The following is a 15388-nucleotide window of genomic DNA, read 5'->3' on the forward strand; positions in this document are numbered from 1 at the left end:
GGTCAATTTCCCTCTTGTGATATCTCAGTGATCGCGGCTGCATCTCTTCCTCCACAATTAGGGCAACCTAAATCATGATTAAGGCCTTGCTCACTATTACAATAAAGGCACCTAAATCCTATAATTCTCACCCGATTTTTTGGTTTTTTACAACATTCTTTGGGGCGTAATACCAACTTTATTAAAAGCCATATGAGGAAAGGTGAAAGGAATATAATAGTAGATACCCAATTTATACAACCATAAATAATCATTACAAAAAGTACAGCCCAGAAAACTCCAAAACCCAAAGGTATTAAATAAGTATGGGGCACTAGTCCCGATTTGGAAGCCTTGCTAGGTCCGAAGAAAAAATCCCATGCCTCTTTAACCATATTAAGAATGAGCTTGAATTGCGAATGATTAAGTTCTTCTCCCCAAACCTTTTGTAAAACTATTTCTTCGCTTTTAGAATTGGGGTTTATGCGAGATATAACTTCAGATGTATTTTCAGTGTCTCTTAAATACTTTCCTTTTTGCCAAATTATGCGAGTATTCAAATAATTAATTACAGCGAAGAATAGTGATAAATAAAGCCCAACTGCATTTATCATAAAGGCCAAAACTAATTGCCCACCATCTATACATCCATTTGCAGAGACAAGAATAGTGGCAAATGCCGTTACCAAGAAAGATGACGCTACTAAAAAATAATTGAGCCTTTGGAATAATAAATTGATTTCTGAGTTCAATGAGTCACAAAATATCCTGAAGCCATCCCTATTGAAATCATCTCCGAGCATACTGAACACTCCATCAATAATCAGAACATCAAGCTTAGTTTATTGTTTCTTCATCACAACAATATATTCCTTAGACATGGTTTCTTCTAACAAACCACTAATATTTGAAGGGCAATTTCTGAGAGGCATTCTCTTGTTAGGTATCGACCGGTTGAAAGTATTAATATGATCAAAGCCTTGCTGCTCGAAAAATTGTCTAATCACAAGATCTGTAGGTAGCGTGTTGCCTTTAACCTTACGATTAGCAACAACATAACAAGCATATCCTCCAGAAATGATAGTTGCCGAAACATTAGCTATGGACTTATTCAAATCATCATAAAAACCACAAACTTCACGTGCACGCCTAATATCTTTATTCTCTATTTCGGATATCACAGTGTCTAACTGATCAAAATTGAACTTAATAATAGTCTTAGGCAATTGTCCGCCCATCGCAATTCGGTCAACTGAGCGAGGGTTCTCTAAATCTAACCATTCCGCAGAGAGTCTAGAATACTGTCCGTAAGCTACGGTAGTATGCGAATCCCCATAGGGCGGTGATGTTATAACAATATCAACCGATTCAGGTTCAATTTCATATTTAGGAATGCAATCTACTGTATTAAAGTTACTGACTCTTATTCGTAGGCTCTTGTCAGCATAGGTTTTCGCGAACAGATCAATAAGACCTCTTTGGTTGCGATATAAAGTATCCAACATGATTTTAAATACATCCGGATTAAATTTAATTAAATCCGACTGTGATCTCCTGTATAGCTTAAACTCTCCTTGTCTAGTATTAGATGATTTTCGTATTGTCTCGCTAGCGGCAACCTTAAAAAAATCCTTTATATCTACATCAGACATGTCATTGATAAAACTCAAAATCCAAGTAATCTTAGAAATTACTTCTGGTTTAAACCAAAAATTGAGGTTTTCAATACGGTTCACATCGAATTGTTTCAAATCACATCCATCCATTTTAGAAGCGAACTTCTCGAACGCTGTAATTTGTAATTGTACAGATTTAATATCTAACATCTTTGTTTTTGTCCGAGCAATCAAGCACGCAAGTGGGTTAATATCAGTTCCGACTGCGTTTATACCATATCTCATAGCTTCAACTAATGAAGTCCCCGTACCGCAATACGGATCAAAGAGTAACCCACCATTGCTATAAAGTTTAAGAAGCTGCTGAGCGATCTGAGGAATCATACGAGCAGGATAATCATGATAGCAATGAGTATCCTCTCTAACATTTGATTCTTTAAATGTCCAATCAAGCTGTGCGTCAAGTAAGGGATTACTTACCATTGCTCTCCACCTTTGAGAATTGCCTATACTCAAGTAATTTTAATTTAATAAGGCGGATAATTCAACGCAATTAAACTGTTACATACCACTGGTTTAATTTGCATCAGATGAAACAATTAACTAAAGCACTTGGTCATAATTATCAAACAATTGGAGAAAATGCCTTTTATTTATTCTGAATCCAGTCCCATGATCATGATAGCGACCAGCATTCCTACCTGATCTGTAAACTCCAATTCGGATATCCACTTTTAACATATCCTGCTCAATAGCATTTTTAAACTTCTCCTTGTTCAAATTAGACAATAGATAAGCTTCAATAAAGTGAAATTTCTCGTTTATTGTCTTTCTCTCTCCGCTTGTTTCAGCGAAAACAAGTAGTGTCTTATCTGATTTGGATGTGAGAACATCTTCCAACAACATAGATAGTGGCCAATAGCATTCGATATTATCCCTGTTTTTTAATATTAACTTATTATCGTTTAATTCAACTTTGAAGCTCTGAGGATTGTATCGAGAACCATAGCAAGTAGAATGAAGGTTATAGAGACCTTTATCATCAAGATACTTATAACGATCAAACAGCATGCGATTGATGCCTTTAGGCTCGGGAGACTTAGTTGCTAGAGTGAGCATACTATCCGATTCCATCCTCTTAGCTTTTAATTCAATCACCCCAAGATCCGGGATACGGAAATTGTTCTCAGGGATTTCTAATAAATCTTCTAGGGTTTTACCTATTCCCGTATCATTTGATCGATGAGTTGGTATGTAACCCAGATCCCTAATAACCGTCAGTTTTTCAACGATATCGCTAAGATCTTGAATAAAGCTCATTTAAAACTCCTTGATGTTTAAGCCGCTTTATCTATTTATTATGAGAAATAGATAAGAGCTTTTAAATAATAAGGCAGCGAGCAGATCTATACAATAATGTTTATTTAGTTATCTAAAAATTTGAGACATTGATAAAAGGGCTGCAAGGGGTATAATGTTCTACTAAATATATGGTAAATATCTAAAGTATCTCATGGAATTTTTATTAATCCAATGCCCCACATTGATTATTGAACAAGTCGGAAATCAATATTAGATTTAGAGGTCTATCAAATGAAACAAATCATAGGCAACAAAACAAATGAAGCAGCAATAAATGCACTACTAAAGAATCTTAATACCACGATTGAAGATGATAGTGCCATTATTTACATAGGATATCCAATCATCTCAACAGCTATAGACACATACACGGTACCAGCCACTCTTGTATCCAAAAAGTATGGCTTGGTCATCTTCGATATTGGTGAAAGTGTATTACCAATAACGGATAGTCAGTCAGCAACAAATGTTTTTGGGGTACAACGGGATCTATTATACTCAGCTTTTCAAGCGAAGCTCATGACATATCAAAATCTTATTGCAGGACGTAAATTAGATATACCCATCAATATTCTCACTTATGTATCTGATAAACCCAGACATATGAGTAATTCAGATGAAGAGTTAATTACCGATGCAAACTTTAGTATAAAAATCACTAAACTTGAGAAATTCGATCAAAAATACTACGAAACTCTTAACGCAGCTATTCAAAGGGTATCTAGCATAATGCCTAAGGAGCGCAGAGACAACGCGAAAACAGATGGTAGTCGTGGATCGATATTAAAAACCATTGAAAAAAACATAGCAAACTTGGACTCATGGCAAAATAAGGCTGCAATAGAAACTCCCAATGGACCTCAGCGAATTCGTGGACTAGCAGGATCAGGCAAAACTATAGTTCTAGCACTGAAGGCTGCGTATCTCCACTCTCAATACCCCGAATGGAAAATCGCAGTATCCTTCTATAGCCAATCACTTTACGGTCAATTTGAAAAGTTAATTCAAAGATTTTATTTTGAAGATCGCAGAATGGATCCTAACTGGGAGCAAATAAAACTTTTACATGCATATGGATCCCCGAACAAACATGGCTTGTATTCGGAGATTTGTCAAGAGTACGGAATGATTCCGAAAGATTTTAGCTACGCAAAACGAACATATGGCCCTGATTTTGCATTCCAAGGTATCTGTAAAGAACTTCTAGCAATTGTCAAAAAGGACCCACGAGAATTATTTGATGCTGTTCTTATAGATGAAGCTCAAGATCTACCCGATGAATTCTTAAATTTGGCGTACCACTGCACAAAAAATCACAGAGTTATTTTTGCTTATGATGACTTACAAAATCTCGGTGCTTATGAAATGTCCTCTGTAAATAAGTTATTTGATGGAAGCGTAGATTTTAGTGGTAAAAGTAATGAACCCGCAAAAGATATAATTCTGCCAGTATGTTATCGCAACACACCATGGGCACTCGCTACAGCACACGCACTAGGTATAGGAATATATCGCCAAACTTCTAATTCTGATCCATATCCACTGATCCAGCATCCAGATGATCCCAAATTATGGACAGATATTGGATATAAGGTAGTAGCTGGTAAATTAAACTTTGGAGAAAACGTAACCCTTAGTAGAGACGTTGATTCAACTCCTAAATTCTTTACTGAATTGCTAAACTCAAAGGACGCCATACAATTTATCAATTTCAAAGATGAACATGATCAGATAGTATCAGTATCAAACATGATAATGAAAAATTTGGAAGAAGACGAAATTTATCCACAAGACATACTAGTCATTTTCCCTGAAGCTATCACAGCAGCAAAAAAGGGGGCTATGCTTGTTCAATTTCTAAGAGATCGTAATATCACAGCTCACATTGCAGGAATAGATTTTTCAAGAGATGTGTTCTTTGTCCCTAATTCCATAGCGATATCTGGCCCACACAGAGCCAAGGGAAATGAGGCTCCTATTGTCTATCTAATGGATAGCCAATACTGCGCAAGTGGTGAATCATTAATTAAAAAGAGAAACACATTATTTACCGCAATTACACGATCGAGAGCATGGGTTAGGATATGTGGTTACGGAGATAAAATGAGTGAATTGGAAACTGAATTCTTTAAGATACAGCAAAACAATTTTCAATTGAAATTTAAAATACCCACTAAAGAGGAATTAAATAAGATACGGATACAGCATAGAGATATGACAAAAGAAGAGGAAAAAGACCTAAATAATCTCAAAAGAGTAACAACGTCCCTTATGAATAAAGGTGTCGAACCCTCGCTAATTATTGAGCAATTACCTGATAAAATAAAAAAAGAACTGATTAAGTCATTACAAGAAGAATGCTGGGGGGATAATGACTTATAGTTCAAGATTAGCTAGCGATATTAAAACTAATATAGATGCCGCAATGGATTATTTTCTAGATAATGAATTGACGATAAGTTCTAATCCCACAGTCGTAAACCAAAATGGGGCCAACTGCTATTCTATTAGCTGGAAAAGTAATCCTGAGCTTGGTTATCTGTTGAAAAACACAATGAATATTGATGGTGCAACATCGATAGAATGTTATAGAGCTATTTTAGACAGGCGAGATTATAATGTGCTGATTTCGGACGGTTCATTAATTCAAATCGCTTATAAAATTAAAGACGAAGAAGTCGTTTGGCATAGGTTATGCTTCTTCCCTTGCCCAATTGTGTTCGATAAAACAGACACTATAGAGAATAATATCTCAACTATGTTTGATTATTTTGACCCCAAATATTATCTTAAAAATATCAAAATGGTAACTCCCATACGATTTGATTATGATATAAACCTATCTAACAAGGTACATCCTACAAGTCACATGACTATTTTAAAAGATTCTTGCAGATTACCAGTATTTGGACCTATGAGTATTGGGCATTTTATAAAATTCATAATACAGAATTTTTATTCCGATAATATTAGCTTCGAAAAATCTGAATTTGAGATACCAATCCTATTATGGAAAAGGTCCTTCACTCCATCTTATCGCAATCAATTATTTCTCGAATCCTCAACAAAATGTTAACCTTTAAAATTTTTGGTCCCAACACATTTGAGAAAATCCAACGAACAATCATTTATTCGTTCATGTGAAGAGCCACATATCCAGTCGAGTAGACAGATGCGTCAATACATGGAATTATCCTGAATAAATATTCATGCCGACATTATCAGATATTAATTATGGCTATACAAACACACATATGCCTAAACTAATTAAGTAGAATGAATGCCTCAGATAATTAATTAGCAGCCTAAATTGGAACAAACCCCAGACGCTGTTCAGACCACAGCCAACCCTCCCCCGTCTCCACCAGAAACAAAGACGAGCCGTTTGGTTTATTACTGAATGGCTCATTTACAATACGTATCTTAGATTCCTTCTTAGATACCGCTACCTGAAAGATAGGTTTAAAAGGTGGTTTCGGTTTCACTGCAATAATAGATTTGCTCTTCTTAAAGTCGATATATACAGCATCAAGCATGTTAACAAGTAGCTTCCTCTGTTCAGATAAAGTAGCCTTATTCCATAGAGACGGCAGATTCATAATGAGCTTACCTGCTTCCTCAGAGGCGTTATAATCAGGTACTACCAGCGATTCTAGATTTAGTTCTAGAAGCTTCTTCTGGCGTGAGTATTCACTATCGGGAAGTAGACCATCTATGTAAGCTCTAGCCATACGCTTAAGTTTGACAGTTACCTGCTCCCTCTCTTTCGCTACCCTATTCACTTCATCCTTTAGACTAATAATAGATAGTACCTCTTCAAGCCATGTTCCTTTTAGCTCTATAGCACTAACCAGTTCTATCATTTGCTTATCTACTATCTCACAAGGGATGGTACCCCCATGGGCGATACATTGGTCTATGCTTCTTGAGCCTTTATGTTCTCTATAATACTTCCTACCGTTATGGTAAGTCTGAGCCCACATCGGCATACCGCAATAGGCACATCTGGCAAGTCCTTTAAGCAGGTATTCCCTTTGGGGTTTAGATTGAAGTGTTTCTGATCTTCCTGAGTTCTTCTTCATGGTATCTTGAACCATATTAAAGAGCTTCTTAGTAACTAGCGGTTTATGTAGTCCGGGAAGCAGTTTGTCTCTATGCTTTATCTTGCCCGTATAGAAGGGATTATGCAGAATACCCCTTACTGAAGCCCCTGTAAAGAGCTTTGGTCCTGAAGTGAGGTTACCACAAGCATCCTCTATCTTCTTGGTATTGCGGGTCTTAAAACCACTATCGTTAAGATATTTAGCCAATTGCGACAAGGTAACAGTTCCTATGGCATAACGCTTGAATAATTCTTTGACTGCCTTGCCTTCCTTTCGGTGGATATGGATACCTCCCGGGTGTTCGGGATTACAACGGCGTCTCTTCTCACCATTTTCACTCTTTTCCCAACATGACTCATAACCAAAGGGGATAGTGCCGTTATGTTTGCCTTCCACTGCCCTTTGTTCTATGCCTTTCTTAACGTGGACACTAAGTGATTCACTGCCGTATTGAGCAAAGGCTCCCATCATCTGCATTTGAAACATTCCCTGGGGTGTAGAGTAATCGATGTTGCTTTCGCTAACAGATACCAACCCTACCCCAAATTCCCCTAGTATCCCCAATGATTCAAGGGCTATCCTCAAGTTACGTGACCAACGATCCAAGGTATGAACGACAACCAGATCGAACTGCCCTTTCTTTACATCATCAAGCAGCTTCCTAAATACAGGACGCTTATTGATGCTGTCTACATGGGCTGATCTTCCTTCTTCTCGGTAGATATTTATTATCTGCCACCCTCTGTTCTTGCAGAGTTCTTTGAATAAACGTTCTTGAGCATCAAGCGAGTACCCATCTATCTGTGATACTGAAGATACCCTAAGATATGCAACTACCCTCTTTGCCTCATTCATCAGCACGCCCCTTCCTCACGTCCCTTGAGGCAACAGCTATTGATACCTCGGCTAGATTCTTAATAAATTCGCGTGTCATTAGTTTGTCAACCTCACCCTCGGAAGAATTGGCAGGCATTGTATACTTCTGTTGTATACCCGTCAACGAGTTTTCTTCCTGCTTGAGGTTTTCGTTTTCCATGTTATAGAGACTCCGCCAGTACTTTTTCAGCGTCTAAAAGTCTTTTCAAAGTTGCATAACCAATGCCGAGTTTCTTGGCAGCTTGACTCCTTGAAAGGTTTCCTTTGCTAAGCCCCTCCAAAATGTCTCCATAAGCCTGAGAGAAGCCTTCCCTATCGATTACCTTAGGTCTGCCTGTTTTACTGCCTAATTTTCGAGATCTCTCCATGCCCAGCATGAGACGCTCATGTATCATTTCTTTTTCTAACCGGGCATAAGAAGCAGCGATTTCATAAGGGGTCTCTTTGGAAGTTACAGTATCAAGCCACGCATCAGAAACTGACTTTACTCCAACTCCCCATTCTCTAAACTTCTCCAAAGAGATGGAGACATGGGTAACTGAATAAAAGGCTCTGTCCATGCTCTGAATAATCAGTACATCAAAACGTTTGTTAATTGCGTCTTCCAGCAACCTCTGCCAGTCTTTTCTTTGTCTTAAGTTATCTGCTTGTGCCTGATCAGAGTATTCCTTATAGACCTTCCAACGCCTTTCTTTGACAAAGCGCCTTAATAACTCTAACTGATCATTAAGCTTTTCAACTTTGTCTGTTATCGATACCCTGGCGTAGATTACGGCTCTCACTATTCTTCCTCAAAACCCCTTAATTTCATTTCAAGTCTCTCTTCTTCATCAGTTAAATCAAAGACTTCCTTAAGGCGGTCAAGAAGCGTAAGTACCCTGGTATTCAAATCTTCATAAGTTTCAAGGGAGTCCTCAAGTCTATCTGCCATTTCTTCACATTCGGCTTCAGCTGCCTTGCAGATTCTCTCCAGTTCACTTACGTTAAGTACGTATCTAACCTTGCCGTGTGAAACTACTGATTTGATGCCGATAGCGCAAAAAGCCTGCCCTACATTGGAGGGTGTTATATCCATATCAAATTCCTTTTTCTCTCTTGCCGATATCTCTCCGGCAGAAGCCCTGGTTGTCCCTTCAAGCGCCATAACATAGGCAGTTTGAAAAACTGCTAAGATATTCCTTGCTCTCATCATTTCTCTTGCTTTTTCCAGTGTCTCCCTCATATCATCTTTCATTTTCCAGTTCCTCCTTTCCCCTGTTGTACAACAACATACATATGTTTTTCCGATTTAAGAGCCCTCACCACCCTCGCTACCCTTTCTAAGCTAAACCCTTCTCTGCTATCACCTTGGCGATATAGTCCTGGTCCGATATAAAGGCTCTAAAATGCCTGCCATCCTCAGGGCAAACCAGCAGTATAAAAGGCTTGTTGGACCTTCTTCCCCTTGCCATGCGTACAGATAATGGTTTGGAACATATCGGGCACTTTACGTCATTCATTCTTCATCCCTCCTATCAAGATAGAACTTACACAGTAAAAAGATGGCGGTGCTCCTGGTATTGGGGTTATCCTGCTTGGACCCTTTAGCTACCGGCATGATAGAACTTAACGCTTCCCTTACCAGATCAAGCTGGGGGCGGGTAAACTGAAGCTGCATATGGTTTAACTTGGCGCTTTGTGCCTCTTCCCAAGCCCTTAGGTGGCTTGCCAGATCACCTTCATCTATTTGGGATAAAGAGTTTAAACTGCCTGCGGTCTCCGGGAGTATCGAAAGCACTTCACTTTCTGATACCTCGGATAGCACCTTCTTTAAGAGTGCTCCTTTCAGCGCCTGGTCATCTTCACCCTTTAAGTCATTAAGTGCTTGTGCCAGTAGCATCGCCTCGGTATCGTTAAGATTAAGGACAATGCAGGGTACGCTCCCCCAACCCGTTTCCTTAAGTACCTTAAGCCTTTGGTTGCCGGACAGTACCTCGTGGTAGGATTTATCTATAGGTCTTACCACCAGAGGTCCTACCAACCCGTACCTCTCAAGGCTGTTCTTGAGCCTCTCGATGCCCTTTTCATCCATACGGTTGGGGTTCCATGGTGCTTCCTTAAGCCTTTCTAGTTCAATGTCTACAGTCTTCATTTAGTCGTTCTCCTTAATCTTCTTTGGGTATGGCTTGGGTTCTATCCTAAGCCTCCCCTTATATTCCTTATCCAGAAAGTAAAAGTAGCGATGTTTACGGGATTGAGGTATTACCCGTACCCTTACTCCATGGGAGTTAAAGTGTTTAATCGAGTGGCTTCCGAAGTTATGGCTTAAGCTTCTTGAGTGCCTCGCCACCCCGTCACCTATATCAAACATTGGCATAGCTAGGGATACGCCTGTATATACCCAACCCGTTGCCTGATAGATTGTGCCAAGGTGTCCTTGAGTCGGATCAGCATAACTGACCACAAACTTGGTTTTGGTAAAACGCTTCAGGGCTCTTAACGCTATCCCTATTGTTCTTGACTCCGAGTTGGAGGGTAGAGAGTCCGAAAGCCATAGCCTTGATAGAGTCAGGCAATCAGAAGGTGAAGCATTACTAACCATCTTATAGACATTAGCCGGACCTGAACCGAAGGTGATGGCGCCTTCTAATCTCTCCCCGAGGAATACTCCAAAGGCAAGCTTAGTACCGCCTGGCATAGAGTGCAGATAATGATGCTTCTCTAAGATCTTCTTGGCAGCTGTAAAGGGAATGGGTTTGACTATTAGAGATTGGAGCGCCGCCGTCGGGTTTAAACCGCGTCTTGCACTCTGGTCAAGTGCCGTGCTTTCTGTTACACCAGCGGCGCATGTGTTACTTATCCCTTTACGTTCTAGTTTGCACATCTTTGGTCCTCTTCTGTTTCAGTACCCCAAATTACCTTCACTTTTTCTAAGCCGAAAGCTTCTCTCCACTCTTTAGAAAGGGAGTAAGGAAGAAGCGGAAAAACAGTTCTTTTCCTCTTGTTTCGACTTTTATCCGTCACATCCGTCACATTACGATTGGCGTAGCTTTGGAGATTATCCGTCACATTTACCGTTTTTGGAGTGTTTGTGACGGATAAAATGGGGCTTTCTTCTACGTTTGGCTCAAAGCTAGGTGTGACGGATGTGACGTTTAAATCCCTGGAAGTAGGCAGGTAACGGCTAAAAGCGTCATTAAAATCGTCTTTCTGATACCCTTTGTAAGTATCTGCACCGGAGCGGATTGATCTGCTTTTTATGCCATAGGGTTTGAGCATCCTGGAGAGCTTTCTTTGAGAAAGGTTAATACCTCCATGTTCGCTCCAGGGGGATTCCTCTTGGGACTTGAGAGAGTCAGTTAAAGCAGAGGAGGATATCCTATCCAACCCTTCACTTTCCAGTATCTCCCTTATATCTGATAACAGTTGCACGTTAAGCGAATCATCTTGTCTTTCTTCACCTGTCATCAGGTTAATAAGTGACTCCGTTGCTTTAGCAAACCATTCTTCCCCTGCAGAGTAGGCGATAACGAGCAGTGGCTCACAGCAGTCAGCAGCCCTGTCATCAAGGTTTTCAGGAATGGCTACCTCTTCGTCTGTAAGTTTTAAGTTAAGACATAGCTCCAGGCGTTCTCTTAAAGACCCTGCTTCTTTCCACGTCTTTCTCAAGCGGAACTTTTCTGTCTTCTCCTCTTCTATCTTGCGCTTTAGAAGCACGGGTATGCTCCTGTCTGCAATGGTAGAAGGAAGCTTGCCGATACCGGCAATGGCCTTAGGACAGAAAGTTGAAAGGTCTTTGTACCCGATATCGGCACCCTTCCCTACACATATAGAAGACTTGCCTCCCCTGCGATAACCGCTGTTTAGTATCCCCCGGAGTGTTTCTGAGTATTCCTTCTCGCCTTTAAAGGCGGCATCTGACTCATCAAGTAGCAGTGTCGGACATTCTGCATCAATTTTACGAGCCAGGACCGCTGAGGTTGCTCTTCCGGTGGGCCAAGGGTTGGATACAAGCGTCTCAAGCACCTCCAAGAGTCGTGTCTTGCCTGATCTTTTCTCAGCTGAATGGATATTAAGATAAGGAGTAGTATCAGCATGGCCTATCAGGTAGGTATGCGCCACCCATAAGACAATGGCAACTAGTTGTTCAGACGTGAGTACAACATATCTCTTAATAAAGGCAGATATATCATCAAGAAGAGAAGAAAGATCGACTCGGTCAGGTGGCGTATAGGGAAGTGTATTGAGTACAAGTTCTAAGAGCTCCTCTTTGGTTCCACTACCTTCAAACCAGTCATAGATATCTTCTTTTTCAGAGAGGTTAGGTAGATTTACTATCTTCACTTCTTTAGCAATCGAATAAAGAGAAGAGGCAATTTGCTTTGCATGGTGTCTGCCCGGTTCATCATTATCTGGAAGAATGGCAACTTTTCGGGAGGTGAAGTAGTAAGAATACTCATCTCTCCATTTACCCGCCCCCATAGGTGAACAGGTAGCTGTCAGACCGTGTTCTGCAAGTGACTCAACTCCCTTTTCCCCTTCAGCAATAAAGACCAGTTCATCAAGTAGAGCCTTAAGCAGTTCAGGAAGTCGGTAAAGAACAGGACTGATACCTTTGAGATTATAGATCCAACTACCATTTCCATCAGGTCTTCTCTGTTTGAAGGCTTTGGGAGTATAGCGAACTACTTGGAAGATGAGCTTTCCGCTCTCATCTCTATAGTCGTAGACTACTTCTATACTTTTCTTAATAGTAGATCTGGTGTTTGATTCGATACCCAATTTGTCAGCTAGTTTATGAGTATCTCCCTTTTCTCCACAAGCCAGGCAATAGAACCCCTTCTCAGTAAATCTCAGGTTAGGGGTATGCTGATCATTGTGGAATGGACAGAGTGAAGTGTACCAGCCGTTTTTGTCCGGTCCTGATACTTTGCGTAGATGTTTTTTTATTTCGTTTAGTTGTTCAATCATAAGATCCACTCTGGGTGCATGCCGGTGATAATTGGTATACTAAATATAAGCACGGCACTTCAGATGCCGTCATCATGCCGAAAGGGCATTTTCAAACGTAAAAAGGATGCCTTTTCATGCCTTTTAGGCACTTTGGAGGTTTTATATGGAAAGAAGGAATCACCGAGATGAGAAAATTGTACAGTTCGTTATCAATTGTGCAAACAGGAAGCCCAAACCAATAAGACGTGCGATTGCTCTGGAGGTGGAGAAGGAATTTGGGGTTACCATCTCTGAGCGTACAATTGGAAGATATTGTAACAAAGCCAATGAATCTACTGATATCGATCAAACAGTTAGCTCGAATGTGGATATATGCAAGGCATCTCCAGAGGGTCTTGATACTCTAATGCTTATTAAATGGGGTGTTCCAAAAGAAGCGGCGCCAGACATCTTAGGTGATTGGAGGAAGCATCATGAGAGAGGAGAGCATGAAATTTGCAATGCCTACGGGAAACTGAAAAGAAACCTTATGGATAGAGAAATCCCGTATGAACAAGCTAATGCCCTTCTGGAATATGAGAAGGGAGCCATAGAATTTGATGATAGTGAAACCCATACGAGTATTGAAATCATAGAAGCGTTACGTCCTTGGGAGGATTCTAAGAATACAAAATTAGCATTTAAGGAGATACGCAGGAAAAATAAAAGTACGTGGGAAGATATGGAGAACTCGTATGAATGTGGATTCTGTGAGAAATGTTATAGCCCCATGAGTGGTGACCCTTCACATGGGATAGAGCCGAATACCCCTTTTGAGGATCTGCCTGAAAGTTGGACTTGTCCTGCTTGTGGGCGAAGGAAAGAACAGTTTAAAAAGATGGGTGAATAATCAGCCTGTCGTAATAGTGTGTGCTTATCAAATGGTTTAAGCGTATTTAAAGCTTGGAGCGCCTTCCGAAACCCTACCCCCTAAATCAGGCAAAATCTACGAACAAAAATCTTATAAAATGAGTCTTCCGAAACCATATGGTTTGTAAAGGTGAAAAGGCAGTGAAATTTAGATAATAAATAGAATGTTTTGAATATCTTCATCTTATTTTGCAAAAAGGAAAGATAATTCACTGTAGTCACTTGTTTTCATAACAAACAACAAAATGGTCAAAATACTTTGAGGGTGATTGTAGTAATACTAAGAATGAATACTATAAATACTGCAATTACTATAAAGATATCTTTTTTGCTAAAACTATTTTTGTTTTGCATTAATCTTTTTACTCCAAGTTCTAAGAAATAACTTGCGCGCTTTCAAAGTGAGATCCATTACCGCCCCAACCGGACACAAATAGGAACACCAAAAGTTATAGATAAGGGCACTGAATAAAAGCGTGGCAATTAAAAGAACCCAATCTACGGCAGGACCAGACATTGCGAATAGTGTTGCCCATGGTTCAAAAACAGATACTGAAGGGTCACCGGTTGCTAGTACCATAAATACTGCAAACAATAAAACAATATATCTTACTGGTTTTAGACGTTTACTTAGTTTTGAGCTTGGCTTGATACCGCCACGCCCAACTGAATAGGCAACTTCTTGAACGGCTGCAAATGGACAAAGCCAGAAGCAATATATATTTTTACCAAAAAAGATAGCGATGCCTAATATGCTAAAAACCAGTATATATATAAATAAAGTAGTCTGTAGATGTGGGGCTATTCCCACGATCCAAGTTGTGAAGTTGGTAAGGCTAAGTGGGCGAGAAAGAATAATGCCTAAGAATACCAGTCCGTAACCAAGTGTTATGTAACGACGCCATTTAATGCGTTTTAATATAGGTACATTTCTTAGCGCAATGGTACCTAAAAGTCCAATTATAAGTAAGATTTCTCCGAATCCGAAGTTGATGCTTTCTTTTTCCTGCGGATAAGGGTTCCCCAAGTATTCTGATAATACCTGTCTGCCGTTTTGCACACCGACAGCAACGCCGTTTGAAGATATGGTGGCACCTGATATTGCATCTACATCTTCACCAAGGGTTAATGGTACACAGTAATTTAGCCCGATATATTGTTCAAAGAATCCGTATTGATAGAGGGTATCAAACCAAACTTCACTCTCTTTGTTTTTAGGAACGGTTATTGCTGCGATTGTGCCATCTGTACTATAGGTTGTAACAACCGTAAGAGGGCCACCATAACCATAGCCTTCTGATACAGCAACATAACCTAATATATTAGCATCATATCCGCCATATAAATAGTTGTCCCCGTTCGAACCTTCAAGCAAAAGAGAAAACTCTTGCGCTTCAGGTAAAGCTTCAGCTAGATACGCATCAATATCTTGATCGCCGCCGGTATTTCCATATATGCCGGCGCCCAATAAGACCAGCGCAATAATTGCAATAATAAACTTCTTCACTGTCTATTTGTATCCATTTTCTCGTTATATTTGCACATAAAAGAAAACTATAATCCCCCGAGTTGCCACGGGTAATACAACTCGGGGGTTAACTTTTATGAAAT

General features: G+C 39.9%; 15 protein-coding genes. 3 read left to right on the top strand and 12 right to left on the bottom strand.

Annotated features, from left to right (window positions below; all coding sequences use genetic code 11):
* Positions 1 to 2 precede the first annotated feature (2 nt).
* The 3 genes from UCH007_RS06600 to UCH007_RS06610 form a co-directional block, all read right to left on the bottom strand.
* Positions 3 to 782 carry a hypothetical protein gene (locus tag UCH007_RS06600; RefSeq protein WP_046961381.1) on the bottom strand — a complete coding sequence of 260 codons (780 nt, stop codon included), beginning with the start codon at positions 780 to 782 and terminating at the stop codon, positions 3 to 5.
* A gap of 39 nt (positions 783 to 821) precedes the next feature.
* Positions 822 to 2078, bottom strand: a complete 1257-nt coding sequence (locus UCH007_RS06605; protein WP_046961382.1) for a TRM11 family SAM-dependent methyltransferase — start codon at positions 2076 to 2078, stop codon at positions 822 to 824.
* A 120-nt stretch (positions 2079 to 2198) separates the two neighbouring features.
* Positions 2199 to 2915 (bottom strand): MvaI/BcnI family restriction endonuclease, encoded by a 717-nt coding sequence (locus UCH007_RS06610; protein ID WP_046961383.1) that lies wholly within the window; start codon positions 2913 to 2915, stop codon positions 2199 to 2201.
* Between the two features lie 273 nt (positions 2916 to 3188).
* On the opposite strand from UCH007_RS06610, the gene UCH007_RS06615 reads away from it, so the two are divergent.
* Positions 3189 to 5339, top strand: coding sequence for a DEAD/DEAH box helicase (locus UCH007_RS06615; RefSeq protein ID WP_046961384.1), 2151 nt, complete (start codon positions 3189 to 3191; stop codon positions 5337 to 5339).
* Positions 5329 to 6033, top strand: coding sequence for a DUF2290 domain-containing protein (locus UCH007_RS06620; protein ID WP_046961385.1), 705 nt, complete (start codon positions 5329 to 5331; stop codon positions 6031 to 6033). The genes UCH007_RS06615 and UCH007_RS06620 overlap by 11 nt, the downstream gene beginning before the upstream one ends.
* A 229-nt stretch (positions 6034 to 6262) precedes the next feature.
* Here the strand turns inward: UCH007_RS06620 and UCH007_RS06625 are convergent, their stop codons facing one another.
* The 8 genes from UCH007_RS06625 to UCH007_RS06660 form a co-directional block, all read right to left on the bottom strand.
* A complete protein-coding gene (locus UCH007_RS06625; protein ID WP_046961386.1) occupies positions 6263 to 7915 on the bottom strand; it encodes a recombinase family protein in 1653 nt (550 codons plus the stop codon).
* The gene (locus UCH007_RS06630; RefSeq protein WP_015407958.1) at positions 7908 to 8096 is read right to left on the bottom strand and encodes a hypothetical protein; all 189 of its coding nucleotides are present in this window, start codon (positions 8094 to 8096) and stop codon (positions 7908 to 7910) included. The genes UCH007_RS06625 and UCH007_RS06630 overlap by 8 nt, the downstream gene beginning before the upstream one ends.
* A 1-nt stretch (position 8097) precedes the next feature.
* The gene (locus tag UCH007_RS06635; protein WP_015407959.1) at positions 8098 to 8718 is read right to left on the bottom strand and encodes a recombinase family protein; all 621 of its coding nucleotides are present in this window, start codon (positions 8716 to 8718) and stop codon (positions 8098 to 8100) included.
* Complete coding sequence (locus tag UCH007_RS06640) at positions 8718 to 9170, bottom strand: hypothetical protein (protein ID WP_015407960.1); 453 nt, start codon at positions 9168 to 9170, stop codon at positions 8718 to 8720. Before UCH007_RS06640 ends, UCH007_RS06635 begins: the two co-directional genes overlap by 1 nt.
* A gap of 85 nt (positions 9171 to 9255) precedes the next feature.
* Entirely contained in the window at positions 9256 to 9435 is a 180-nt protein-coding gene (locus UCH007_RS06645; protein ID WP_015407961.1) for a hypothetical protein, read from the bottom strand.
* Positions 9432 to 10067 carry a ParB/RepB/Spo0J family partition protein gene (locus tag UCH007_RS06650; protein WP_015407962.1) on the bottom strand — a complete coding sequence of 212 codons (636 nt, stop codon included), beginning with the start codon at positions 10065 to 10067 and terminating at the stop codon, positions 9432 to 9434. Before UCH007_RS06650 ends, UCH007_RS06645 begins: the two co-directional genes overlap by 4 nt.
* The gene (locus UCH007_RS06655; protein WP_015407963.1) at positions 10068 to 10799 is read right to left on the bottom strand and encodes a Mom family adenine methylcarbamoylation protein; all 732 of its coding nucleotides are present in this window, start codon (positions 10797 to 10799) and stop codon (positions 10068 to 10070) included.
* Positions 10787 to 12886 (bottom strand): DUF3631 domain-containing protein, encoded by a 2100-nt coding sequence (locus tag UCH007_RS06660; protein ID WP_015407964.1) that lies wholly within the window; start codon positions 12884 to 12886, stop codon positions 10787 to 10789. The genes UCH007_RS06655 and UCH007_RS06660 overlap by 13 nt, the downstream gene beginning before the upstream one ends.
* Positions 12887 to 13031: 145 nt before the next feature.
* Between UCH007_RS06660 and UCH007_RS06665 the strand changes: the two genes are divergently transcribed.
* Complete coding sequence (locus UCH007_RS06665) at positions 13032 to 13757, top strand: rubredoxin (protein WP_015407965.1); 726 nt, start codon at positions 13032 to 13034, stop codon at positions 13755 to 13757.
* A 357-nt stretch (positions 13758 to 14114) separates the two neighbouring features.
* Here the strand turns inward: UCH007_RS06665 and UCH007_RS06670 are convergent, their stop codons facing one another.
* Positions 14115 to 15284 carry a 4Fe-4S binding protein gene (locus tag UCH007_RS06670; protein ID WP_012882533.1) on the bottom strand — a complete coding sequence of 390 codons (1170 nt, stop codon included), beginning with the start codon at positions 15282 to 15284 and terminating at the stop codon, positions 14115 to 14117.
* Between the last annotated feature and the right edge of the window lie 104 nt (positions 15285 to 15388).

The organism is Dehalococcoides sp. UCH007, assembly GCF_001010485.1.
Taxonomy (GTDB): domain Bacteria; phylum Chloroflexota; class Dehalococcoidia; order Dehalococcoidales; family Dehalococcoidaceae; genus Dehalococcoides; species Dehalococcoides mccartyi_A.